The following is a 24,532-nucleotide window of genomic DNA, read 5'->3' on the forward strand; positions in this document are numbered from 1 at the left end:
ATATTGGTAAACTATTGATAATATTGATTAAATTTGTAAGTTTGGGGTCACTACTATGGAATGTCGAGTAAGTTGGTTGGGTAATGGCGGTATGGCTTTTTCGGCCGAAACTGGCAGTGGCCACCTCGTCAACATGGACGGCGCCCCAGAAGCGGGTGGCAGAAACCTGGCTCCAAGGCCAATGGAGTTGCTTTTGGCAGGTGCAGGCGGCTGCTCTGCATTCGATGTAGTTTTAATCCTACAAAGAGCCCGTCAGGCCATTAGCGGCTGCGAAGTAAAGCTCCAAGCAGAACGCGCCACAGAAGACCCTAAGGTTTTCACCAAGATTAATTTGCACTTTACGGTCAAAGGAAAAGATCTAGATCAGGCCAAAGTAGATCGCGCCGTAAAACTTTCGCATGAGAAATACTGCTCTGCCACCACTATGCTGGCCAAAACCGCAGAGCTCACTTACAGCGTGGAAATTGTTTCGGAATAAGTGCAGAGTCAATCGATAAGCCGGATTCTGTCGCCTAGATTTGCATCTAGGGGCAATCATTCCTCTAGGCCGGCAGTTACCTGACGGCTCAAGCTCCCTACCCGCAGACTCAGCGGGACGCCTCATCGCCTGCTTACTTGGGATTGCTCCAGGTGGAGGTTACCGCGTTTCACCGTAACTAAATACGCTCGTCTCTGTGGCCCTATTCCTCACGTCACCGTGGATGGCCGTTAGCCATCACCCTTCCCTATGGAGTCCGGACTTTCCTCCCCCTCAACAAAGAGGCGGCGATTGCCCAATTGACTCTGCGCCTGCAGTCTAACGCAGTCAGAGCAATTTGGCTAAGAAACTGATGAATTGAGTTATTTAAACGAGTGACCAGGCAATCGTTTCGCCCGCGCGCAGTGGCACGATGGTGGCATCGCCCAAAGGCAATTCCATGGGAATACTTTGCGCTTGTTTTGCCAAGATAATTTTTTTGCTATTACGCGGCAAAGAATAAAAGTCAGGACCAAAGAAACTGGCAAAGCCCTCTAACTTATCCAACTTCCCGACACTCTCAAAAGCTTCGGCATATAAACCCAACGCATTAAATGCGCTATAGCAACCTGCACAGCCACAGGCAGCCTCTTTAGCACCCTTGGCATGTGGCGCACTATCGGTTCCCAAGAAGAAACGCGAGTTACCACTAGTTGCAGCCTCTAAAAGTGCAACGCGATGTTCTTCGCGCTTAAGCACAGGCAAACAATAATTGTGCGGACGAATACCGCCTGCAAATATCGCATTGCGATTCATCAGCAAGTGCTGAGGAGTAATCGTTGCCGCAATCGTATTTTTTCCACCAGTCACTGCATCACGCACATAGTGCGCTGCTTGCTTGGTAGTAATGTGCTCAAACACAATCTTGAGCTCAGGAAATTTTTTGCGTAAAGGCTCTAATACCGTATCAATAAATACTGCTTCGCGGTCAAAGATATCAATATCAGCACTTGTTACTTCGCCATGCACTAGCAGCGGCATACCAACAGCTTGCATCGCCTCTAATGCAGCATGGCAATGCTTAAGATCGCTTACACCAGCATCACTATTAGTTGTTGCGCCAGCAGGGTATAACTTAAACCCGACAATGCCTGCAGCCTTGGCCTTACGCACCTCATCGGCAGAAGTATTGTCAGTGAGATACAAGGTCATTAAAGGTGTGAAACCACTCACCCCCAACGACTTTAAATTGGATTCAATACGAGATTGATAAGCTTTAGCCAAATCTACAGTGGTTACTGGCGGCTTTAGGTTCGGCATGATGATGGCGCGTGCAAATTGTCGCGCGGTATCTGCTAGCACATCCTTCATCACTTCACCATCGCGAATATGCAAGTGCCAATCATCTGGCTGAATCAACTGAATTTGAGAAGGTGTATTAGACATATTTATTTTTCAAGCAAGATGATGCGGAAATCATTCACATTTGTAAGTGTAGGGCCAGTTTCCACTAAAGCGCCTAATTCTGCAAAGAAGCCATAGCAATCATGATCCGATAAGAATTTTTCTGGGACAAGACTAGATTTCAGACTAGCTTCACGAATGTTGATATCAAACCAAGCCCCAGCATTCTTTTCGCTACCATCGATACCATCAGTATCAGCCGCCAAAGCAGCCAACTTCGGAAACTCTTGAGAAGCCGCAAAAAGTGACAGTAGATATTCACTGCAACGGCCACCACGCCCTTTTATGCCAGCTGGGATAGTCACAGTACACTCTCCCCCAGAAATTAGGGCTAGCGGCTTATCGGTTTTTTTAGCCCGATATTCGCGAACTAAGGCGGCCTGTTCAGCACCTACCTCCTGCGCCTCACCTGTAATCGTGTCACCGAGAATAATTGACTCATAACCTTGATGGCGAACGTACTCAGCAGCCGCTTCTAGACTTTTATAAGCAGTTGCAATCACATGATTCGATACTTGACTATCAACTAAATCAGAATCTTTTAAGGTCTCAGGCATTTCTCCTGTTAAACCTTGCTTGAGATGATGCAGAACAGATGCTGGAATGGCTGGCGCCTCCAAATCATATTTCTGCAAGATATTGAGAGCATCCAAATAGGTGGAGTAGTCTGCAGCACAAGGGCCGCTTGCAATATCTGCAGGCGAATCACCTGTGACATCAGAAATCAATAAAGCTTCCACTCTTGCGCCACGTGCAATTGCAACTCTGGCCAAGTTACCACCCAAAATTGCAGATAGGTGTTTACGCACTACATTCATCTCTTCAATGGGGGCGCCACTACGCAATAATGCTTCAGTAGTCTTGCGCATGTCATCAATAGATATACCTTCTTGAGGCAAAGTCAAAAGGCTTGAGCCTCCACCAGATACCAAAGCGATCAATACATCACCTTGCTCCAACTGCTTTGTTAATGCCAATACTTCTTTTGCTCCATCCATACCAGCTTGATCTGGTACCGGATGTCCAGCTTCAACAATCTTTATGAAGGTAGTTGGTGAGTTGTGACCGTAACGCGTAAGTACAACGCCCTTTAATTTAGCTTGCGGCCAATTTGCTTTTGCATAAATCTCTAGTGCACTTGCCATAGATGCACTGGCTTTACCAGCGCCCACAACTAGACATCTTCCCCGCGGCTCTTGCCCTTTTGGAAATATCTTAGCTAAATACTGGGGAACAATTACCTGCGGATCAGCAACTGCCACAGCGGCAGCAAAAGCATTTTTCAAAATAGCCTCTGTGCCATAAGCGACTGGGGTCGAAGATTTATTCAGAGTCATAAGGCTATTCTAATCAAGAGTGGCACGCTCTTGCATCTGCCACATCTCAGCATATTTTCCTTTGACTGAAAGTAACTCCTCATGGGTTCCATGCTCCACAATTTGTCCATGATCCATTACCAAAATTTGATCTGCATGAATAATGGTTGAAAGACGATGCGCAATGATCAAAGTTGTGTGATTCTTCGCTAGACTTAACAACTCCTCCTGAAAGGCACGCTCTGTCTTGGAGTCCAGCGCTGAAGTGGCCTCATCAAAGATGAGCATGGCAGGCTTTTTAAGTAGCGTTCTAGCAATGGCAACCCTTTGCTTTTCGCCGCCTGACAATTTGAGACCCCGCTCACCCACTTGAGTGTCATAGCCATCCGGTAAGCGCTTAATAAAGCTGTCGATTTGAGCTGCTCGGGCCGCCTCATGCACTTCTTCTATGCTGGCAGAAGGATTGCCATAAGCTATGTTGTATCCAATCGTGTCATTAAATAAGACCGTATCTTGCGGCACGATACCAATGGCTTTACGCAAACTAGCCTGTGTGACATCCTGAATATTTTGACCATCAATCAAAATCCCTCCTGATTGAACATCGTAAAAGCGGAAAAGCAATCTTGCGAGAGTACTTTTACCAGCGCCACTTTGACCAACCACTGCTGTGATCGTCCCAGCAGGAATATTAAAGCTCACATCTCGGAGAATTTCACGCTTGGCATCGTAGTGAAATGATACGTGCTCAAATCGAACATCTGGACCATGATCATGTTCCTGAATTTGCAGTGTCTTAGCATCTGGTGAATCCGCTATCTCTTTATCAGTATTGAGTAATGAAAACATGCGATCCATGTCAGTCAATGATTGCTTAATCTCTCGATAAATCACACCCAAGAAGTTCAGGGGGATATAGAGCTGAATCATTAAGGTATTGACCAAGACCAAATCGCCCAAAGTCATGGTGCCATTGACTACGCCAACCGTAGCGCGCCATAGAATCAGCATTAAGCCAACTGCAATAATGATTTGCTGGCCAAGATTCAATACCGCCAAAGTCTTTTGTGACTTCACCGCAGCCGATTGATAACGCAGAAGATTTTCATCGTAACGACTAGCTTCAAATGCCTCGTTACCAAAGTACTTCACTGTCTCGAAATTTAATAAGGAATCTATCGCCTTTTGATTGGCTTTCGAATCCATATCATTCATCGTGCGACGGAAATGCGTGCGCCACTCAGTAACTACGACCGTGAAAACAATGTAAAGAACTAAGGCAACTAAAGTGATCGCAGCAAACCAAATATCGTAGGAATAGGCAAGGTAGCCTAAGACCAAACAAAACTCAATGAGCGTTGGCAGAATGCTATAGAGAGAATAAGAAATCAGTGACTGTATGCCGCGCGTGCCGCGCTCAATATCTCGACTGACACCGCCAGTCTGACGCGCAAGATGAAAGCTCAGCGCTAAGGAGTGCAAGTGCTCAAAAACTTGAAGTGCGACTTTACGAACTGCGTTCTGGGTGACCTTAGCAAATAATGCTTCGCGAAGCTCGGTAAATACGGATGCAAAAATTCTTAAAAGGCCATAGGCAACAATAATTCCCAAGGGAACGACTAAAAGCGCTTGCGGCGAATTGACATTGATATTTAAAGAGTCAATTAAGTCTTTCAACACAATTGGTATACCAAGATTGGTAACCTTGGCGGCAATCAAACAGCTAAGGGCAATCAAGACCCTAAAGCGATATTCCAAAAGATAAGGGAGCAGGTCGCGAATAACGCGCCAGTCACCGCGCCCCGCTGTTTTTGAATCTGCGCTACCGTGATGATGTCCCGATGAATGTCTCATCGCTCTATCTTATTCCTTATTCAGACTAGCTTTGGTCTGCTGAAAATAATTTGAGAATGGCCTCTCCATTGCTAGGAGAAAAACATTTTTTAGCAGCCTCTTGATATGGGAGCCATTCATAGGCCACGTGCTCCCTGGGCGCTAACGTAATAGCGGTGTTATTGGGAACTTCTAGTGAGAACCAGTGCTCAGTATTGCGAATGACGCCAGGCGCATAACGAGAACGCCAGGCAGGATAAATTTCATATTCGATCTGGTGGTGCATATTTTTCAATGCATCTTTTGGCAACCCCTCTACCGCAATACCCGTCTCTTCAAATACTTCACGGGCCGCCGCCAGAGCCAGATCTTCATCAGTAGCATCTAGGCTACCAGTAACTGACTGCCAAAAGCTCGCACGATCTGCACGCTCTATTAATAAAACATCCCTATTCGATTTATAGATAACTACTAAAACCGAAATAGGGATTTTCAAGGCGGATCTAAATACGCTGCTTAAGTTGTTTTAAGCAGCTGGTGCAGCTTGACGTAAACGAATGTGTAACTCACGCAACTGACGCTCATCCACTGGGCTAGGAGCCTGAGTTAATAAACATTGCGCACGCTGTGTTTTAGGGAAGGCGATTACGTCTCGAATAGACTCGGCTCCAGTCATCATGGTGACAATACGATCCAAACCAAATGCGATACCACCGTGTGGAGGCGCACCATATTGGAGTGCATCTAACAAGAAGCCAAACTTAGCTTGAGCTTCTTCCGCATCAATCTTCAATGCACGGAATACCTGGCTTTGAACTGCTTCTTGGTGAATACGTACAGAGCCACCACCAATTTCGCTACCGTTCAACACCATGTCATACGCCTTGGCTAAACACTTACCTGGATCAGTTTCCAAATACTGCATATGCTCATCTTTAGGGCTAGTGAACGGATGATGGCATGCGACCCAACGTGCCTCGCCTTCATCGTAGTCAAACATTGGGAAGTCAACTACCCACAATGGCTTCCAACCTTCGGTAAATAGCCCATGCTCTTTACCCCAAGCAGATTGGCCAATACGAAGACGTAAATTACCGATTGCATCGTTTACTACCTTTTCTTTATCCGCGCCAAAGAAAATAATGTCGCCATCTTTTGCGCCAGTGCGTTTCAAGATCCCTTCAATTGCAGCATCATGCAAATTCTTAACGATTGGGGACTGCAAACCATTGCGACCTTCAGCCACAGAGTTGACTTTGATCCAAGCCAAACCCTTGGCACCATAGATGCTAACGAACTGGGTGTAGTCATCAATTTCGCTACGGCTGATTTCTGCGCCGCCAGGCACGCATAAACCAACAACACGGCCACCAGCTTGATTAGCCGCACCGGAGAAGACCTTGAAATCAACGTCTTTCATTAAATCGGTCAACTCAGTGAACTCAAAGTTCACACGTAAATCTGGTTTATCGGAGCCAAAACGTGCCATACCTTCGGAATAAGGCATGGTTGGGAATGGATTTGGCAACTCAACATTCATCGTCTTCTTAAAAATATGACGAATCATGTTTTCAAATAAATCACGAATTTCTAGTTCACTTAAGAAAGCAGTTTCACAGTCGATCTGAGTAAATTCCGGCTGACGATCTGCGCGCAAGTCTTCGTCACGGAAACATTTTGTAATTTGATAGTAGCGATCAAAGCCAGCCACCATTAACAATTGCTTAAACAATTGTGGCGATTGTGGCAATGCAAAAAACTGACCGTCATGTACACGTGATGGAACTAAATAATCACGCGCGCCTTCTGGTGTGCTCTTAGTAAGCATTGGTGTTTCGATATCGATAAATCCTGCGTCATCTAAATAACGACGGCACTCCATTGCAACGTTGTAACGCAAGCGCAAATTCTTTTGCATTTGTGGGCGACGTAAATCTAATACACGATGAGTCAAACGAGTGGTCTCAGATAAATTCTCATCGTCAATTTGGAATGGTGGGGTTACAGAAGCATTCAAAATCACTAAGCTGTGACAGAGAATTTCTACCTTTCCACTAACCAAATCCACATTTTCAGTACCAGCAGGACGTGCACGCACGAGGCCTTTAATCTGAATACAGAATTCGCTACGTACCTGCTCAGCAAGAGCAAACATCTCTGGGCGATCTGGATCGCAAACTACTTGTACAAAACCTTCGCGGTCACGCAAGTCAATAAAGATAACGCCCCCGTGGTCACGGCGGCGATTCACCCAACCAGATAGTGTGACTTCTTGACCAATCAGTGAATCAGTTACCTGGCCGCAGGTATGGCTTCGCATCGACATAACAATTTCCTATAAATCAAAAATGGTGTGGTAACTGAGTTGCAGTTAAACCACTAGAACTATTAGGAGGAACAGAGCCCATTGAAACAATATGTTTCAGAGCCTCTTCCACACTCATATCAAGCTCAATCGTTTGCGCGCGGGGCACAATCATGAAAAAACCAGATGTAGGGTTTGGGGTTGTTGGTAAAAATACGTTGACGTAATCTTCACCCAATTTAGAAGTCACTTCTTTTGCAGGAGTGCCTGTTTGAAAAGCAATCACCCATGAGTCAGCATGTGGGTAACGAATTAATAACGCCTTACTAAATGCTTGGCCACTTCCAGAAAATAAAGTGGAGGAGACCTGCTGAACGCTTGAATAAATAGAACGAACGATTGGAATGCGATTGATCTGTTTGTTCCACATCCTGATCCACCACTGGCCTGCAAAATTAATTGCCAACAAACCAGTAGCCATAATCACGGCGATCACAATCAAAATTCCTACGCCAGGTAATTCACGGAAATGCTGCAAATCTCCAGCAAATTGACGCGGGAAGACAGCAATAATGGCGTGCATTACAGAACCGAATACGCCATCGAGCAGACCCAAGCCCCATGCAATCACCCAGATGGTGATCGACAGTGGTGCCCATACGAGGATGCCAGCGATAAAGTATTTTTTCATGTGTTCTGCCTAACCCGCTATTTTAGCGGGTTAGCAGCCAATCAGGGGGAGACTAATAAAAGCCCAGGCTGATGATCAAAATTCCTGCCAAAAACCCCCCAGCAAAGAGCAAAGCCCCGGCCAGCAGGCGGTGAGTACGTTTTTCTTGGAGTAAAAGGGCCTTTAGGAGCTCAATTTCGCCGTTTTGGTCTTTTATGGGACTTCGGCCTTGAGACAGACTATCCGCTATCAAACGAGGCAATGTTGGCAGAATCTTGGCCCAAGTAGGAGCCTCTTCCTTTAAACCATCCAACAAACCACGCCATCCCAATTGCTTACTTACCCATCTCTCCAAAATTGGCTTAGCTGTTTTCCAAAGATCCAGATCAGGGTCAAGTTGACGAGCCAACCCCTCTACATTCAAGAGCGTTTTTTGCAACAAAGTCAGTTGCGGCTGAATTTCTACTTTAAAGCGGCGCGAAGTTTGAAATAATCGCATCAACACAATACCCAGAGAAATTTCTTTTAGTGGGCGATCAAAATAGGGCTCACAAACAGAACGCACCGCACCCTCTAATTCTTCAACGCGGGTATTAGCGGGAACCCAACCTGACTCAATATGCAACTCAGCAACACGTCGGTAATCACGATTAAAGAATGCTAAAAAATTAAGTGCTAAATAGTTTTTATCAGTCTCGCTTAATGCACCAACGATTCCAAAATCAAGCGAAATGAAGCGACCAAATGTTTCTGGCTCCAAGCTAATCATGATATTGCCTGGATGCATATCTGCATGGAAGAATCCATACTCAAATACCTGAGTAAAGAATATCTCTACGCCATCTGCAGCCAGCTTTTTAAAGTCAACGCCAGCCTCTCGTAGGGCCGCAGTTTTTCCAATCGAGATGCCATACATTCTCTCCATCACAATCACATTGGTATGGCATAGATCCCAATACATTTCTGGGATCATTAACTTTTTAGAATCTGTAAATTGCCTGCGAAGTTGACTTGCATTAGCAGCTTCGCGCATGAGGTCTAATTCATCATGCAAATATGTATCAAACTCTGCAACATTTTCACGCGGCTTTAAACGGCGGCCATCCTCGGAACTTTTTTCAATAACCTTAGCAAGGTCATACATCAATGCCAAATCACCGTTGATTACAGGCAGTATCCCCGGACGAAGAACTTTGATGGCTACTGCACGACCTTCCCATTCGGGGTGTTTTTCTGTACCGCGCAATACTCCAAAATGAACTTGAGCCACCGATGCACTAGCAACAGGAGTTGCATCAAAACTAATAAATACTTCCTCAATCGGCTGCCCTAGATCTTTCTCAATTAAGCGGCGAGATTCTTCATTTGAGAATGGCGGAACTTGATCCTGAAGCTTGGCCAACTCATTGGCGATATCTTCTGGCAATAAGTCACGACGCGTGGAAAGAACTTGGCCAAACTTTACAAATATAGGACCCAGCGCTTCAAGCGTTAATCGAATACGCTCACCTCTAGGCAAATGTGTGCCAGGAGAAATCCAACAAAGCATGGTTAAGAAGCCACGGCGAATGCCTGGTCTTAAGAGATCGCGAAGCAGTGGCAGTAAACCATAACGCCAAGCAGTAAAAAAGATGAAGTAAAGACGAGCAATGCGACGCACGATTATTTAGCCTTTTGCTCTAAAAGTTGAATGCGCTTTTCCATGCGATCCACTGATTCGCGTAATTGGCTTAATTCAGATTTACGGACCATAAAATCTCGTTTATTTAAAAGCACTTTTCTCTCTTCGCTGACATACTCCACTACATTGTCCAGTAAATCAGCAACAGCAGAGTGAGTGGCGGAGACAAACTTTTTCCCCTGTCTTACCGCAAAGTTTGCTGGTGCATCACCCACTAAACGTGCTAAATCTTCCTCGTATTCCCAGCGCAACTGCCCAGCAAGGCGCCCCAAAAGTTGAGCCAAGTCTGCATCACCAGTAATTTTTACCGCCTTGAAGGCTTGCTCGCGCAATGAACCAGTGCTGCCAGCCAAATCACTCAGTGCTTTTGAGGAAACCTCTAAAGCAAGTGCAGGGATCTCAATCTCTTTTAGGCTTGCCAATAAACCATCAGGCTTGATCTCAAAACATAAATTACCCAGCGGAAGCTGCAACAAAATAGTTTTATTAGCATGGCGAGCCAACTCAGCACTCGCCCATGGCTCACTACCCAAAACATGGTTTATCCCCCGACAGGCAGCGCTGGAGGCAATCGTATGGGTAGTTGAGAAATGTGTGTTCATAAGTGTAAAAAACCCGCACAAGTGCGGGTTTTCCGACGGCAAGTACCTAAAGCTTAAACCAACTGGGAGATACCCGCTAGTACCCAGCCGCCAGGCCCCTCTACCGGCTTGCTTAGATTCCAAATTTCGGAGAAGTCACTCGCTGGTGCGCCCTGCTGCTCACGAATCATGCCGCTGAACTGAACGCTACAGAAATAGTGTCCGTCGGCCGTCTCAATTCCTAAGAGCTGAGCATTAATAGTCACAACATCGGTCTGATTGCTTGCATCAGTACGACCCGCTAAATCCTGCTGGATTGTGGCAAACATTTCTGGAGTTGTAAATTCTCGCAAGGAAGCAAGATCACCTTGATCCCAAGCTTTTTGCAAGGTCGCAAAATATTGTTTGGCATTCTCTAAGAATGTTTGTTGATCAAACCCAGGAGGCAAGGTTGATTGAAATGACTCAGGTTCAACGCCAACACCACCAAATGCATTTGCGGCAGGAGTAAAAGCGGGCTCTTGTCTTGGCGTCTGATCTAAACCAGTACGCTGCATTCCATTAGGGGAAAGATTAGGGCTCTGGCCTGCACTGGACATTTTTGGCATGAGTTTGCGCATTACAAACATGATCGCAAAGCCCGCCAAAACAGCAATCAATAAACCAGTAATCAAAGATGAGGCCGCTTCACCCAAACCAAAATGGGATAAAAGGTAACCAATACCCAAGCCAGCAGCTAAGCCACCCAAAATACCGCCCATACCGCCAAAACGACTAGGTGCAGGTGCTTGAGGGGCTGGAGCTGGAGCAGCAGGCTGAGCTTGCTGTGCAGGCTTTTGTGCTGGCGCAGCTTGCTTTTGGATTGGAGCGCTCGGTGCTCTACCCACGCTCTTACCGCCACCCAATCGAGCAGCATCAGCATGACCCACTGTTGCAAAAATTAAAGTAAGACTTAAAAGTATTGCTTTAAAAAAATGTTTATTCATGAATCTGTACTCCCTCGTATAACTGCTGAATTTCTTTAGTTTTTAAGACTTTAAAAACTATACAACTATCAGTATTTAATACCAATATGTAGGGCAACGATACCCCCAGTCATCCTATGGGTTTCCACTTCATCAAAACCCACTCCTAACATCATTTCTTTGAGGGTTTGGGCATCAGGATGCATGCGAATGGATTCTGCCAAATAGCGATAGCTCTCTGAATCTTGCGCAATCTTTTCGCCCAACCATGGCAAAACCTTAAAAGAATAAGTGTCATATACGGGCTGCAAAAAGGCATCAGGCTTAGAAAACTCCAACACCAAAACACGTCCACCTGGCTTTATTACGCGACGCATTTCACCTAAAGCCACATCTTTGTGGGTCATATTACGCAGACCAAAAGCAACCGTCACCACATCAAAATGATTGTTAGGGAAAGGAATTTTTTCCGCATCAAACTGCACGCAAGGTAAAGCCATTCCGCGATCTAAAAGTCGATCACGACCAACCCCCAGCATTGAGGCATTGATGTCGCTCAACCAAACTTGAGCATCGGGATTACGACCCCAGTCCGCTGCTTTTGCAAATGCAGCAGCTAAGTCACCAGTACCACCAGCAATATCTAGAACCTTTTGACCGGGACGAACATTTGCACGTGCAATCGTAATTTTTTTCCAAACACGATGCAAACCAAATGACATCAAGTCATTCATCACATCGTATTTACTAGCTACTGAGTGAAATACTTCAGCAACCTTACCGGCCTTCTCAGTCTCATCAACGCTTTGATAACCAAAATGCGTTTTACTCATTAGTGACTTCCACAAGAATGACCGCCCGACTGTCCTGCCTGCACCATAGGCGCATCACGATCAAGACCAGCAGCAGCCAATTTATCTAAATGCTCTTTCCATAACTGCTCTTGGTTTTCGCATAAAAAATACAAAAAATCCCACGAATACAACCCTGAATCATGTCCATCGGAAAAACTTGGCTTCAGAGCATAGTGCCCAACAGGCTCAATGTTCGCAATCAAGACATCGCGCTTACCAGTTTGCAATGTTTCCTGTCCGGGTCCGTGACCTTGAACCTCAGCAGAGGGAGATAGAACTCTTAGAAACTCAAAGGGTAATTTATAAGTCCGACCATTCTCGTATGAGAGCTCTAACACCTTGGACTGTTGATGCACAACGATATTGCTTGGAATCATTAAACGAGAACCCTCTCAATACCGCCTTGGTTTGCTTTAGCAACGTAGTCCTGCATCCAGTCTTTGCCTAACAACTTCTGCGCCATCTCCACCACAATGTAATCCGCTGTAGTATCACTATCCGCGTCAAATCGTGTCAAACCTTGTAAGCAGGATGGGCAGCTAGTCAGCACTTTAACGTCGCCTGTGAAATCACCTTTACGCAATTCATTGGCAGCTTTTTCCATTTCAATCTGCTTGCGGAAACGCACTTGAGTAGAAATATCGGGACGAGTCACAGCCAACGTACCCGACTCGCCGCAGCAACGATCATTTTTAGCAATTGCTTTGCCATCCTCGAGTTGAATTAGCTCATTGACTGTCTTCAAGGGATCCTGCAACTTCATTGGTGAGTGACAAGGATCGTGGTACATGTACTTCACACCCGTGACGCCAGAGAGCTTGACGCCCTTCTCAGCCAAGAACTCATGAATATCAATAATGCGGCAGCCAGGAAAAATCTGCTCAAACTGATAACCAGCCAACTGGTCATAACAAGTGCCGCAAGAAACTACAACGGTCTTGATGTCCAAATAATTCAAAGTATTAGCAACCCGATGGAATAACACACGGTTATCCGTGATCATCTTCTCAGCCTTATCAAAGTCACCATTACCGCGCTGTGGATAGCCGCAGCACAGGTAACCCGGAGGAAGAACAGTTTGTACGCCAACATTCCACAACATCGCTTGAGTAGCTAGCCCAACTTGTGAGAACAAACGCTCGGAGCCACAACCCGGGAAATAAAACACAGCCTCGGTATCCGCAGTAGTCGTTTTAGGATCTCGAATAATCGGCACATAGTTCGCATCTTCAATATCCAACAATGCGCGCGCCGTCTTCTTCGGCAAATTACCAGGCATCTTCTTATTTACAAAGAAAATCACCTGCTCTTTAACGCTTGGCTTCCCTACAGTTGCAGGTGGATGAGCAGTTTGCTTTTTTGCAAACTTACGCAACACATCATTACCCAAGCGCTGTAACTTATAACCCCAACCAATCATCGTCTTGCGGGCAAGATGGATGCTTTCCGGGCTGGTGGCATTAAGGAAGAACATGGAAGCAGCCGTGCCAGGATTGAAACGTTGCTGACCCATCTTGCGTAATAAATTACGCATATTCATGGTGACGTCACCAAAGTCGATTTTGACTGGACAAGGCGTCAAACACTTGTGACATACCGTGCAATGCGCAGCTACGTCATCAAACATTTCCCAATGACGAATTGAAACGCCACGGCGAGTTTGCTCTTCATACAAGAAGGCTTCAATCAATAGTGATGTTGCTAGGATTTTGTCACGCGGGCTGTAAAGCAGGTTTGCACGTGGTACATGAGTTGAGCAAACAGGCTTACATTTGCCGCAGCGCAAACAATCTTTCACACTGTCAGCAATTGCACCAATGTCACTTTGCTGCATGATGATCGACTCGTGACCCATCAAGCCAAAGCTTGGTGTGTAGGCCATACTGAGATCAGCATGTGGCATCAACTTGCCTTTATTGAATCTACCTTCTGGATCTACGCGATTCTTATAGCTACGGAAGTCTTTAAGCTCGGCTTCAGTTAAATACTCTAATTTTGTAATGCCAATTCCGTGCTCGCCAGAAATAACGCCATCCAAAGAGCGGGCTAATTTCATAATGCGATCTACTGCACGATGCGCATCCTGAAGCATATCGTAGTCATCGGAGTTCACTGGAATATTGGTGTGTACGTTTCCATCACCAGCATGCATGTGCAACGCTACGAATACGCGCTTGCGCAGAATATTTTTGTGAATAGCCTCCAACTCAGTGAGGATGGGCTCAAATGCCAGACCACCAAAGATGATGCGCAATTCTGAACGCACTTCTTCTTTCCAAGAAGCGCGCAAGCTGTAATTTTGTAGTTGCGGGAAATACGTATCCATCTGAGTGAGCCAATCAGCCCACTTTCCACGAACCTTAGCAATTAAATCTAGCGCTTGCTGAACACGATCGCCCAAGATTTCTGCTGTTGGAATCTCATACTCAGCATCACTCTTACCAAGTGGTAGAGCGCTCTTTTTCAAGAAAGCCTCTAGACCATCGAGTACTTGCAGCTTATTTTTGAGAGAGAGCTCAATATTGATGCGATCAATACCATCGGTGTACTCGCCCATACGGGGCAAAGGAATTACGACGTCTTCATTGATCTTAAAGGCGTTTGTATGACGGGCAATCGCAGCTGTACGAGCGCGATCCAACCAAAACTTCTTACGCGCTTCTGCGCTAACGGCAATAAAGCCTTCGCCAACCCTTAAGTTAGCCATGCGTACTACTTCACTAGTAGCTGCGGCTACAGCCTCTTCATCATCACCAGCAATATCGCCAATCAATACCATCTTCGGCAAACTATTGCGCTTAGATTTCGTTGAGTAACCAACCGCTCTTAAATAACGATCATCTAAATGCTCAAGACCAGCCAAAATTGGCCCGCCTTGTTTGCTGAGACCGTCTAAGTAAGCCTTGATTTCTACAATGCTCGGAATAGCTTCGCGTGCTTGTCCAAAAAACTCCAAACAAACCGTCCGCATAAATTTAGGCATGCGATGCAAAACCCAAGTTGCACTGGTAATCAAACCATCGCAACCTTCTTTTTGCACGCCAGGCAAACCAGATAAAAATTTATCAGTAACGTCTTTGCCTAAACCTTCTTTACGGAAACGTTTACCTTCAACTTCTAGCAATTCTGTTTTAAGAATGCGTTGACCAGGCTCATTATTTCCATCAGACCAAGTCAATTGAAAGCGCACCATTGCCACATCATGAATCTTGCCCATGTTGTGATCAAGACGTTCCACATCTAACCAATTGCCTTCTGGATCAACCATGCGCCAGCTAGCGAGATTATCTAAAGCCGTTCCCCAAAGAACTGCTTTTTTACCACCAGCATTCATCGCAATATTGCCACCAATACAGCTAGCATCTGCGGAGGTAGGATCGACCGCAAACACAAGTCCAGCATGCTCCGCAGCATCTGATACGCGGCGAGTAACAACACCCGCGCCCGTGAAGATGGTTGACACTTCGCGGTCAAGGCCAGGAAGTTTTTTAGCTTTGACACCGCCAATATCTTGCAACTTCTCAGTGTTAATGACTGCAGACATTGCATAGAGCGGAATTGCACCACCGGTATAACCAGTGCCGCCTCCACGAGGAATAATGGTCAAACCTAATTCAACACAAGCTTTCACTAAACCCGGAATTTCGGATTCGTAGTCAGGCTTGAGAACGACGAGCGGAAACTCAACACGCCAGTCTGTTGCATCAGTAACATGAGCAGCACGAGATACACCATCAAAACAAATATTGTCGGCAGCAGTGTGACGGCCCAACTCTTTGCGGGCACGCTTACGAGTTACTTCAACTTCTTTAAATCCATTTTCAAAATTTTCTATTGCGCGATAGGCAGCGCTTAATAAAATTTCCACTTGATCTGCAGAGTCGCCGCTATTGCGCTTCTTGACTTCGCCCAAGCGATGCCAGAGAGCATCGATTAATTGCTTGCGACGATTTGGACTATCGAGCAAATCATCTTGCAAGAATGGGTTACGTTGAACAACCCAGATATCACCCAGAATTTCAAATAACATCCGCGCAGAACGGCCAGTACGGCGAACGCCTCGTAAGTTATTTAGAACGCGCCATGACTCCTCGCCCAATAGACGAATAACAATCTCTCGATCGGAAAAGGAGGTGTAGTTGTAGGGAATTTCACGCAGACGGGGGGAACCCGCCTCAGCGTCCAGCAACTGGTTCAAAGCTAGTGGGGCGTTCATAGCGACATATTTGATAAATAAGCATTTTAATAGAGCAATCCTGATACTGGCAGTATTCCAAGAAAGCTGCTCCTAAATTAGATAAACCCTTGCAAATCTAAGGGCTTAGGAGCCATCCGTGGTACGCTCATTGGATGGCAACGAACTATTTAAAGAAAATTTTATCGGCTCGCGTCTATGATGTAGCCAGAGAAACCGAACTTCAGCCCGCCCCCGAGCTGACAAAACGTTTGGGCAACCAGGTTCTCCTTAAAAGGGAAGATAACCAACCGGTTTTCTCCTTCAAACTGCGTGGCGCCTACAACAAAATGGCCCATTTACCCCCGGAAGCCTTAAAACGCGGGGTTATCGCAGCTTCCGCAGGTAATCATGCCCAAGGTGTTGCCCTATCGGCAGCCAAAATGAAGTGCAAAGCCGTAATCGTGATGCCGGTGACCACTCCTAGCGTCAAAATTGATGCGGTTAAGGCTCGAGGCGGATCTTGGGTCGAAATCATCCTTCATGGCGAATCCTATAGTGATGCTTTCAAGCATTCTGAAGTTTTAGGCAAAAAACGGGGTCTCACTTTCGTTCATCCATTCGACGATCCGGATGTCATTGCAGGACAGGGAACCATTGCCCATGAAATTTTTACCCAATATGAAAAACCAATCGATGCGGTATTTGTAGCTATTGGTGGCGGTGGCCTAATTGCAGGTATTGGCGAATACATCAAAGCAGTTAGTCCAAAGACAAAAGTAATTGGCGTTCAAGCCTCAGACTCAGATGCCATGAATCAATCACTCAAGGCGAATAAGCGCATTGAGATGAAAGATGTTGGCTTATTCTCAGACGGCACTGCTGTGAAACTCGTCGGCAAAGAAACATTCCGCATTTGCAAAAAAGTAGTCGATGAAATTATCACCGTCGATACAGATGAAATCTGTGCAGCGATTAATGATGTCTTCACCGATACTCGCAGCATTCTGGAGCCCGCTGGCGCACTTGCCATTGCTGGAATGAAGAAGTACGTTGAGAAAAAACGGATCAAGAAGAAAACCCTAGTGGCTGTGGCTTGCGGGGCTAATATGAACTTTAGCCGCCTGCGCTTTGTAGCTGAACGCGCAGACGTTGGCGAGTTCCGCGAAGCCGTATTTGCAGTGACAATTCCTGAGGAGCGCGGCTCCTTCAAACGCTTCTGCGAATTGCTTGGCAAACGCAATGTAACTGAATTTAACTATCGCATTGGCGACCAAAGTGAAGCGCATATTTTTGTTGGTATCAGCACACAAAAAGCTGGCGATAGCGAAACAATTTCAAAGCATTTTCGTAAAGCGAAGTTTGCAACGATTGACCTGACTCACGACGAATTAGCAAAGTCACATTTACGTCATATGGTGGGCGGACACTCTGCGCTTGCCAAAGATGAGCTGCTTTATCGTTTTGAGTTCCCAGAGCGTCCAGGCGCTTTGATGAAGTTTTTAACCAGCATGGCACCTAACTGGAATATCAGTTTGTTCCACTACCGCAACCATGGTGCTGACTATGGACGCATTCTAGTTGGCCTACAGGTACCCAAAAATGAACAAAAGAAGTTCCAAAGCTTCTTGGCTGGCCTGGGCTATCCACACTGGGATGAGAGTAACAATCCTGCATATCGTCTATTCCTGAAATAAGTCCAATTTAAAGATGTCATACACACTCACCGGAAAACTTGTCGTCGCGATCTCTTCGCGCGCCCTGTTTGATTTCGAAGAAGAGAACCGTATCTTCGAATCTACCGATGACAGTGCTTATATGAAATTACAGCTTGAGCGTCTGGGTGCGGCAGCCCAAAAAGGGGTAGCCTTTCCACTGGTTAAGAAACTGCTCGCTTTTAATGAAGAAGGTGAGCAGCGTGTTGAGGTAGTGATTCTCTCTCGTAACGATCCTGTGAGTGGTCTACGAGTCTTCCGTTCTGCAGAGCATCACGGATTGCATCTTGAACGCGGCGTATTCACTAGAGGTCGCCCTCCGTACCATTACCTACGCTCACTTCACGCCAACCTTTTCTTATCTGCAAATGAAGATGATGTACGTGCAACGATTGATGCTGGATTTCCTGCGGCGCGTGTATTTCCAGAGTCCAGCAAAACTGCTGAATCTCATCCCAATGAAATTCGTATCGCATTTGACGGAGACGCGGTACTGTTTTCCGACGAAGCTGAGCAAGTGTTTCAGAAAAAAGGTCTCGAAGCTTTTGTAGACCATGAGAGCAAGAAGGTTGATATTCCATTGCCTCCAGGCCCATTCAAGCCATTGCTCGAAGCTCTCCACAGACTGCAACGCTCCACCAGTGAAAATGGCATGCGCATTCGTACGGCACTAGTGACGGCACGCTCCGCTCCCGCACACGAACGTGCTATTCGCACTCTGATGGCATGGGGTATTGATGTGGATGAGGCGATGTTCTTGGGTGGACTTTCCAAGAGTGAGTTCCTACGAGAATTTGAGCCAGACTTCTTCTTTGACGATCAAACTGGTCATTGCCAATCTGCCGCATCTGTTGCGCCAACAGGTCACGTAGTATCGGGTGTATCTAATAAGCCTAAGAAATAAAATAATTCATGGCAACACTACCGCTCGGACAATCTACACAATATCCAGATCAATATGATCCGAGTTTGTTATTTCCCATTCCAAGATCTGAGAACCGGAAGAAGCTAGCTATCAAAGAAAATCAAGCGTTGCCGTTTGTTGGAGTGGATATTTGGAACGCTTTTGAACTGAGCTGGCTCAATAAAAAAGGGAAGCCTCAAATTGCCTTGGCTGAGTTTCAGATTCCTGCAGACTCGCCTAATATGATTGAGTCTAAATCGTTCAAGCTCTATCTCAATAGCCTCAACAGCGCACGCTTTGAAGACGAGAATGAAGTGAAAGAGCGGCTCATTACAGACTTATCTGCGGTTGCTGGTAGCAAGATCACAACACGTATCAACCCTACGGAAGTAATCTCAAAAAAAGGTATGCAAGAAATGGGTGGCATCTTAATGGATCGCCTGGATATTGAGATTGATCCAAACCTGCCTGCTGACCCAAGCCTATTGGGCGTGAATGAATCCTTTGGCCCGATAGAGCAATGTCTTGTTTCTCACTTACTCAAATCTAATTGCCCAGTCACGGGCCAACCAGATTGGGCAAGTGTACAAATTCGTTACCAAGGTAGGCCAATTCTGGAAGAAGGTTTATTGCGCTACCTGATTGGCTTTAGACAGCTTGGTGAGTTCCATGAGCATTGCGTAGAAACTATTTTTACGGATATCAAGCGTCAGTGCAAACCAGAGAAGCTTTCTGTGTATGCGCGCTATACAAGACGTGGTGGATTAGATATCAACCCATTTCGCACTGATCACAACTCGCCGTGGCCTGAAAATATTCGTCACTCAAGACAGTAAATAAATTACTCAGTTTTAAAAGTAGACAAATAAAAACCCCTTGTAGGTAATCCTAAAAGGGGTTTTTGCTATTCAACTCACCAAGTAACAACTAGCGAGTTATTTAGTAATGCTTAAAACGGAATATCGTCGTCCATTGCGCCCAATGATGCAGCGCTTGATGCCGCTGGAGCAGACTGCTCAGCCGGCTTTGAGCGGCTATAGCTTTCACCACCATCACCACCGCCACCAACTGGCTTGCCACCAAGCATTTGCATAGTTTCTGCAACGATCTCTGTGGAATACTTTTCTTGGCCACTAGCGTCAGTCCATTTACGAGTACGCAAACGACCTTCAACGTAAACCTGTGAACCTTTTTTGAGGTACTGACCAGCGATTTCTGCAAGCTTGCCAAAGAATGCAACGCGGTGCCATTCTGTGGTTTCTTTCATTTCGCCAGTTTGCTTATCTTTGTAGCGATCTGATGTTGCTACTGAAATGTTTGTAACAGCGTCGCCGCTTGGCATGTAACGTGTTTCTGGATCGCGTCCTACGTTACCTACGATGATGACTTTATTTACCGAAGCCATGTTGTCTCCCGAAGAAAAATACTACCGTTATTACTACTAAAAATAAACTGCTCGCTTTTATTTAATCTATGAAGCTGCGGTTATGTCTTTGTGGCTACATCCTTTGAATCTGTTGCTCTCGTTGGCATTTCACCCATCGACCAAGCAATTATAAGCCAGCAAACTAGGAGCGCCGCGCCCATTGCAAAGACCGATAAATCACCATGGCTATCCATCAAATAACCTCCAAATGCAGCCCCTGTAAAGAGTCCAATGGATTGGGTGGTGTTGTAAACACCTAATGCTGTACCCTTGGATTCTTTAGCAAAACGTGACACCAAAGAGGGTTGTAAGGCTTCGAGTAAATTAAAGCCTACAAAATAAACTAGTAATGCACCCGCAATCATCATTACTGAATTTGCTTGCGTAAAGATCAATTCTGCAACTAGCAATGAAACAATTGCGATCAAAAGAACGGTTCTTAATTTCTGCTTCTTCTCGCCATAAATAATTGCAGGGGCCATGAAGAAAAACGATAGCAGCACTACTGGTAAATAGATTTCCCAATGTGATGAGAGCGGTAAACCAGCTTGCACTAAAAGTCTTGGTACTACTAAGAACATAGCCACCTGGGTTGCATGCAATACAAATACACCAATATTTAAACGCATCAACTCAGGGCGGAAAAAGACTTCCTTCAAAGAAGCTTGCTGAACTTTTACTTCAGGCTTATTTGTGGGTAGCACGTAGTAAGTGACGAACATTGCAACTACGCCCAATACCGCCAGAACAATAAAAATTCCACTAAGACTAATGGCGCGATAAATTGGTGCTGCAATAACTAATGACAATGCAAATGACAGGGCAATACTGCCGCCAACTAAGGCCATGGCTCGGGTGCGGACTTGCTCTCGGGTTAAATCAGCCACCCAGGCTGAGATAGCAGCTGAAACCGCTCCGGCACCCATAATTCCGCGGCCAATCGCAATCCACAACAAATCATCTTTGGCGGCACAAATCAGAGCGCCAGCTACAAATAAGGACAGACCCCATAAAACAACTGGTTTACGCCCAATTCGGTCAGATAAACGGCCTAAAGGGATATAAAAACAGGCCTGAACAATATTGAAGATTCCGAGGGTCAAGCCCACCCAAAGGGCATGCTCACCGCCCGGCAAGCCTCGCGCATGAATGCTGAAGATGGGCAATAGCAGAAATAAGCCCAACATACGGAGGCCAAAGATGCCTGCTAAGGCCAGAGTGGAGCGGAGTTCAGAAGGATTCATGGGAAAGAGCTATATTAACAAGTTACGCTAAAAAATCATGAATAACGAAATCAAGATCCGCGGTGCCCGCACCCACAACCTCAAAAACATCAATCTAGACATCCCTAGAGAGAAATTAGTCGTCCTCACCGGCTTATCCGGCTCAGGCAAAAGCTCATTAGCTTTCGACACTCTGTATGCAGAAGGCCAGCGCCGCTATGTTGAGTCTCTCTCAGCTTATGCACGTCAGTTTTTGCAACTGATGGAAAAGCCAGACGTTGACACGATTGAAGGACTATCGCCAGCGATTTCGATTGAGCAAAAAGCAACCAGCCATAACCCTCGATCGACTGTTGGTACTGTTACTGAGATTCATGACTACTTGCGTTTGTTATTTGCACGTGCTGGAACGCCACACTGCCCCGATCACGATCTCCCATTGGAAGCACAAAGCGTTTCACAAATGGTAGACACCGTACTGTCGATGCCAGAAGAAACGAAGTTAATGATTCTGGCTCCCGTTGTAAGCGAGCGTAAAGGTGAATTCGTTGACCTCTTCCAAGACTTGCAGGCACAAGGCTTTGTACGCTTTCGGGTGCGCTCTGGTGGCGGCACAGCTAACGCTGCTAAGGCGGAGATCTTTGAAGTCGATCAACTGCCAACATTGAAGAAAAACGATAAACACTCGATTGAAGTAGTTGTTGACCGCATTAAAGTTAGACCCGACATTCAGCAACGTTTAGCAGAATCCTTTGAAACTGCATTACGCCTTGCCGATGGTAAAGCCATGATCGTCGATATGGATACTGGCAAAGAGATGATCTTCTCAAGTAAGTTTGCTTGCCCAGTTTGCTCATACTCCTTACAAGAATTAGAGCCGCGTCTCTTCTCGTTCAATAATCCAATGGGTGCCTGCCCATCCTGTGACGGCTTAGGCCACCAATCTTTCTTTGATCCAAAGCGTATCGTTGCTCACCCTGATTTATCGCTAGCATCCGGAGCCATTAAAGGCTGGGATCGTCGCAACCAGTTCTACTTCAAACTACTCCAGACCCTTGCTAAACATGGTGGCTTTGATGTCGAGAAGCCATTTGAGACTCTAAACAAAAAACAGCAAGATCTCATTCTCCTGGGCTCCGGTGATGTCACCATCCCATTTGAGTACATCAATGAGCGTGGCAAGAATAGTATTCGCGAACATGCTTTCGAAGGCATTGTTGCCAACTTTGAAAGGCGATATCGCGAAACGGATTCGATGACAGTACGTGAGGAACTATCGCGCTATCAAAACGTACAAACTTGCCCAGAATGTAACGGTAGTCGTTTACGCAAAGAAGCGCGCTTTGTCAAAGTGGGTGAGAAAAAACAATCTCGCGCTATTTATGAAATTAGCGCCCTGCCACTCAAGGAAGCTAAAGAATATTTTGAAGCCCTTGAGCTCAAAGGCGCTAAACGAGAAATTGCCGACAAGATCGTTAAAGAGATCGGTGCACGCCTACGCTTCTTAAATGACGTCGGTCTAGACTATCTTTCTCTAGAGCGAAGCGCTGACACACTGTCGGGTGGCGAAGCTCAACGTATCCGTCTGGCAAGCCAGATAGGCTCTGGCTTAACAGGCGTCATGTACGTATTGGATGAACCATCAATTGGCCTGCATCAACGCGATAACGATCGACTGATTGGCACCTTAAAACACTTACGTGATTTAGGTAATAGCGTCTTAGTCGTTGAGCATGATGAAGATATGATTCGTGCCTCTGACTGGGTCATTGATATCGGCCCTGGTGCTGGCGTTCATGGTGGCGAAGTAGTTGCACAAGGTACGCCTGCAGAAGTGGAAGCAAATCCGAACTCTTTAACTGGTGCATACCTCGCTGGCCGTGAAGCGATTGCGGTTCCAGAAAAACGTATTCCAGTAAATGATCGCTTCTTGGAGATTATTGGTGCACGTGGCAATAACTTGCAATCTGTACATGCGAAGATTCCAGTTGGCTTGCTGACTTGCGTTACCGGCGTATCAGGTTCGGGTAAATCCACCTTAATTAATGACACCTTGCATCATGCAGTTGCACAACATCTATATGGCTCGAATGCAGAGCCTGCAGCACACGATGCAATCAAGGGTCTAGAGCATTTCGATAAGGTGATTAGCGTTGACCAATCTCCGATCGGTAGAACTCCACGCTCTAATCCTGCAACCTACACAGGACTATTTACCCCTATTAGAGAACTCTTTGCTGGAGTTCCCGCATCACGTGAACGTGGCTATGAGGCAGGTCGTTTCTCCTTTAACGTTAAAGGTGGTCGCTGCGATTCTTGTGAGGGTGATGGCGTCCTCAAAGTAGAAATGCACTTTTTGCCAGACGTCTATGTACCTTGCGACGTTTGTCACGGGAAGCGCTACAACCGCGAAACTTTAGATATTCGCTACAAAGGTAAGAATATTCATGAAGTGCTATCGATGACTATCGAGCAAGCCCATGAATTCTTTGAAGCAGTTCCGGTAGTGAAGCGCAAACTCAAAACATTACTAGATGTAGGTCTCGGCTATGTGAAGCTTGGACAAAGCGCAACCACCCTATCTGGTGGCGAGGCACAACGCGTAAAACTCTCTCTAGAGCTTTCTAAGCGGGACACTGGCAGAACCTTGTACATCCTTGATGAACCAACTACTGGCTTGCATTTCCATGATATCCAGTTGCTACTAACAGTGATTCAGACACTCAAGAAACAGGGCAATACGATTGTCATTATTGAGCACAATCTCGACGTCATTAAGACGGCAGATTGGATTATTGACTTAGGGCCTAAGGGTGGCGCTGGCGGTGGACAGATTATTGCTACTGGCACGCCAGAAGATGTCGCGAAAAATGAAGTGAGCTTTACGGGTCACTACTTAGCGCCATTGCTCACTCGTAAAACTATTACTCCTGCAGTGGGCAAAAAGAAAAAGTGAGACTCTAT

The 24,532-nt window shown here is 46.0% G+C and carries 19 protein-coding genes and 1 other RNA gene; 5 read left to right on the forward strand and 15 right to left on the reverse strand.

The window, feature by feature from the left end; all coding sequences use genetic code 11:
* The first annotated feature begins 55 nt into the window (after positions 1-55).
* Complete coding sequence (locus ICW03_RS10630) at positions 56-478, forward strand: OsmC family protein (RefSeq protein WP_215347982.1); 423 nt, start codon at positions 56-58, stop codon at positions 476-478.
* Here the strand turns inward: ICW03_RS10630 and rnpB are convergent.
* The 13 genes from rnpB to ICW03_RS10695 all read right to left on the reverse strand — a co-directional run bounded on the left by rnpB (position 479) and on the right by ICW03_RS10695 (position 16,342).
* An RNA gene (gene rnpB / locus ICW03_RS10635) (RNase P RNA component class A) lies at positions 479-785 on the reverse strand. It abuts the gene before it with no gap.
* Positions 786-844: 59 nt separating this feature from the next.
* Positions 845-1,903: a dihydroorotase gene (gene pyrC / locus ICW03_RS10640; RefSeq protein ID WP_215347983.1), complete on the reverse strand. Its 1,059-nt coding sequence runs from the start codon at positions 1,901-1,903 to the stop codon at positions 845-847.
* Positions 1,904-1,905: 2 nt separating this feature from the next.
* The gene (locus ICW03_RS10645) at positions 1,906-3,258 is read right to left on the reverse strand and encodes a glycerate kinase (RefSeq protein WP_215347984.1); all 1,353 of its coding nucleotides are present in this window, start codon (positions 3,256-3,258) and stop codon (positions 1,906-1,908) included.
* Between the two features lie 9 nt (positions 3,259-3,267).
* The gene (locus ICW03_RS10650; protein WP_215347985.1) at positions 3,268-5,091 is read right to left on the reverse strand and encodes an ABC transporter ATP-binding protein/permease; all 1,824 of its coding nucleotides are present in this window, start codon (positions 5,089-5,091) and stop codon (positions 3,268-3,270) included.
* Positions 5,092-5,116: 25 nt separating this feature from the next.
* A complete protein-coding gene (gene nudB / locus ICW03_RS10655; protein WP_215347986.1) occupies positions 5,117-5,566 on the reverse strand; it encodes a dihydroneopterin triphosphate diphosphatase in 450 nt (149 codons plus the stop codon).
* A 30-nt stretch (positions 5,567-5,596) separates the two neighbouring features.
* On the reverse strand, positions 5,597-7,396 hold the full coding sequence (gene aspS / locus ICW03_RS10660; RefSeq protein WP_215347987.1) for an aspartate--tRNA ligase: 1,800 nt from the start codon (positions 7,394-7,396) through the stop codon (positions 5,597-5,599).
* Positions 7,397-7,412: 16 nt separating this feature from the next.
* Positions 7,413-8,066 (reverse strand): DUF502 domain-containing protein, encoded by a 654-nt coding sequence (locus tag ICW03_RS10665; RefSeq protein WP_215347988.1) that lies wholly within the window; start codon positions 8,064-8,066, stop codon positions 7,413-7,415.
* Positions 8,067-8,118: 52 nt separating this feature from the next.
* Entirely contained in the window at positions 8,119-9,705 is a 1,587-nt protein-coding gene (gene ubiB / locus ICW03_RS10670) for a ubiquinone biosynthesis regulatory protein kinase UbiB (RefSeq protein ID WP_215347989.1), read from the reverse strand.
* A 2-nt stretch (positions 9,706-9,707) separates the two neighbouring features.
* The gene (locus tag ICW03_RS10675) at positions 9,708-10,328 is read right to left on the reverse strand and encodes an SCP2 domain-containing protein (protein ID WP_215347990.1); all 621 of its coding nucleotides are present in this window, start codon (positions 10,326-10,328) and stop codon (positions 9,708-9,710) included.
* 53 nt (positions 10,329-10,381) lie between these two features.
* Positions 10,382-11,293 carry a Tim44 domain-containing protein gene (locus ICW03_RS10680; RefSeq protein WP_215347991.1) on the reverse strand — a complete coding sequence of 304 codons (912 nt, stop codon included), beginning with the start codon at positions 11,291-11,293 and terminating at the stop codon, positions 10,382-10,384.
* A gap of 68 nt (positions 11,294-11,361) precedes the next feature.
* Positions 11,362-12,105, reverse strand: a complete 744-nt coding sequence (gene ubiE / locus ICW03_RS10685; RefSeq protein WP_215347992.1) for a bifunctional demethylmenaquinone methyltransferase/2-methoxy-6-polyprenyl-1,4-benzoquinol methylase UbiE — start codon at positions 12,103-12,105, stop codon at positions 11,362-11,364.
* A complete protein-coding gene (locus ICW03_RS10690) occupies positions 12,105-12,503 on the reverse strand; it encodes a gamma-butyrobetaine hydroxylase-like domain-containing protein (protein WP_215347993.1) in 399 nt (132 codons plus the stop codon). Before ICW03_RS10690 ends, ubiE begins: the two co-directional genes overlap by 1 nt.
* On the reverse strand, positions 12,503-16,342 hold the full coding sequence (locus ICW03_RS10695) for an FAD/FMN-binding oxidoreductase (protein ID WP_215347994.1): 3,840 nt from the start codon (positions 16,340-16,342) through the stop codon (positions 12,503-12,505). Before ICW03_RS10695 ends, ICW03_RS10690 begins: the two co-directional genes overlap by 1 nt.
* A 134-nt stretch (positions 16,343-16,476) precedes the next feature.
* Here ICW03_RS10695 and ilvA point away from each other — a divergent pair, with 134 nt between their 5' ends.
* Genes ilvA through queF form a run of 3 tightly spaced genes read left to right on the forward strand, consistent with a single transcriptional unit; the run spans position 16,477 to position 19,755 of the window.
* The gene (gene ilvA, locus ICW03_RS10700) at positions 16,477-17,997 is read left to right on the forward strand and encodes a threonine ammonia-lyase, biosynthetic (RefSeq protein ID WP_215347995.1); all 1,521 of its coding nucleotides are present in this window, start codon (positions 16,477-16,479) and stop codon (positions 17,995-17,997) included.
* A gap of 13 nt (positions 17,998-18,010) precedes the next feature.
* Positions 18,011-18,919, forward strand: a complete 909-nt coding sequence (locus tag ICW03_RS10705; RefSeq protein ID WP_215347996.1) for a 5'-nucleotidase — start codon at positions 18,011-18,013, stop codon at positions 18,917-18,919.
* Positions 18,920-18,927: 8 nt separating this feature from the next.
* The gene (queF, locus tag ICW03_RS10710) at positions 18,928-19,755 is read left to right on the forward strand and encodes an NADPH-dependent 7-cyano-7-deazaguanine reductase QueF (RefSeq protein WP_215347997.1); all 828 of its coding nucleotides are present in this window, start codon (positions 18,928-18,930) and stop codon (positions 19,753-19,755) included.
* 113 nt (positions 19,756-19,868) lie between these two features.
* Here queF and ssb read toward each other — a convergent pair whose 3' ends face one another.
* Together ssb and ICW03_RS10720 are read right to left on the reverse strand one after the other, a co-directional pair.
* Positions 19,869-20,324: a single-stranded DNA-binding protein gene (gene ssb, locus ICW03_RS10715; protein ID WP_215347998.1), complete on the reverse strand. Its 456-nt coding sequence runs from the start codon at positions 20,322-20,324 to the stop codon at positions 19,869-19,871.
* An 80-nt stretch (positions 20,325-20,404) separates the two neighbouring features.
* On the reverse strand, positions 20,405-21,589 hold the full coding sequence (locus ICW03_RS10720) for an MFS transporter (RefSeq protein WP_215347999.1): 1,185 nt from the start codon (positions 21,587-21,589) through the stop codon (positions 20,405-20,407).
* Between the two features lie 37 nt (positions 21,590-21,626).
* Here ICW03_RS10720 and uvrA point away from each other — a divergent pair, with 37 nt between their 5' ends.
* Positions 21,627-24,524: an excinuclease ABC subunit UvrA gene (gene uvrA / locus ICW03_RS10725; RefSeq protein WP_215348000.1), complete on the forward strand. Its 2,898-nt coding sequence runs from the start codon at positions 21,627-21,629 to the stop codon at positions 24,522-24,524.
* The last annotated feature ends 8 nt before the right edge of the window (positions 24,525-24,532 follow it).

This window comes from Polynucleobacter sp. MWH-Aus1W21, assembly GCF_018687275.1.
In the GTDB taxonomy this organism is placed as follows: domain Bacteria; phylum Pseudomonadota; class Gammaproteobacteria; order Burkholderiales; family Burkholderiaceae; genus Polynucleobacter.

Coding starts and splice junctions, on each gene's coding strand:
- ICW03_RS10690 (WP_215347993.1), bottom strand. CDS start 12,503: ATGATTCCAAGCAATATCGTTGTGCATCAACAGTCCAAGGTGTTAGAG.
- ICW03_RS10695 (WP_215347994.1), bottom strand. CDS start 16,342: ATGAACGCCCCACTAGCTTTGAACCAGTTGCTGGACGCTGAGGCGGGT.
- ICW03_RS10720 (WP_215347999.1), bottom strand. CDS start 21,589: ATGAATCCTTCTGAACTCCGCTCCACTCTGGCCTTAGCAGGCATCTTT.
- ICW03_RS10650 (WP_215347985.1), bottom strand. CDS start 5,091: ATGAGACATTCATCGGGACATCATCACGGTAGCGCAGATTCAAAAACA.
- ICW03_RS10630 (WP_215347982.1), top strand. CDS start 56: ATGGAATGTCGAGTAAGTTGGTTGGGTAATGGCGGTATGGCTTTTTCG.
- uvrA (WP_215348000.1), top strand. CDS start 21,627: ATGAATAACGAAATCAAGATCCGCGGTGCCCGCACCCACAACCTCAAA.
- aspS (WP_215347987.1), bottom strand. CDS start 7,396: ATGTCGATGCGAAGCCATACCTGCGGCCAGGTAACTGATTCACTGATT.
- ubiE (WP_215347992.1), bottom strand. CDS start 12,105: ATGAGTAAAACGCATTTTGGTTATCAAAGCGTTGATGAGACTGAGAAG.
- ilvA (WP_215347995.1), top strand. CDS start 16,477: ATGGCAACGAACTATTTAAAGAAAATTTTATCGGCTCGCGTCTATGAT.
- ICW03_RS10680 (WP_215347991.1), bottom strand. CDS start 11,293: ATGAATAAACATTTTTTTAAAGCAATACTTTTAAGTCTTACTTTAATT.
- ICW03_RS10705 (WP_215347996.1), top strand. CDS start 18,011: ATGTCATACACACTCACCGGAAAACTTGTCGTCGCGATCTCTTCGCGC.
- pyrC (WP_215347983.1), bottom strand. CDS start 1,903: ATGTCTAATACACCTTCTCAAATTCAGTTGATTCAGCCAGATGATTGG.
- ICW03_RS10675 (WP_215347990.1), bottom strand. CDS start 10,328: ATGAACACACATTTCTCAACTACCCATACGATTGCCTCCAGCGCTGCC.
- ICW03_RS10645 (WP_215347984.1), bottom strand. CDS start 3,258: ATGACTCTGAATAAATCTTCGACCCCAGTCGCTTATGGCACAGAGGCT.
- ICW03_RS10665 (WP_215347988.1), bottom strand. CDS start 8,066: ATGAAAAAATACTTTATCGCTGGCATCCTCGTATGGGCACCACTGTCG.
- queF (WP_215347997.1), top strand. CDS start 18,928: ATGGCAACACTACCGCTCGGACAATCTACACAATATCCAGATCAATAT.
- ssb (WP_215347998.1), bottom strand. CDS start 20,324: ATGGCTTCGGTAAATAAAGTCATCATCGTAGGTAACGTAGGACGCGAT.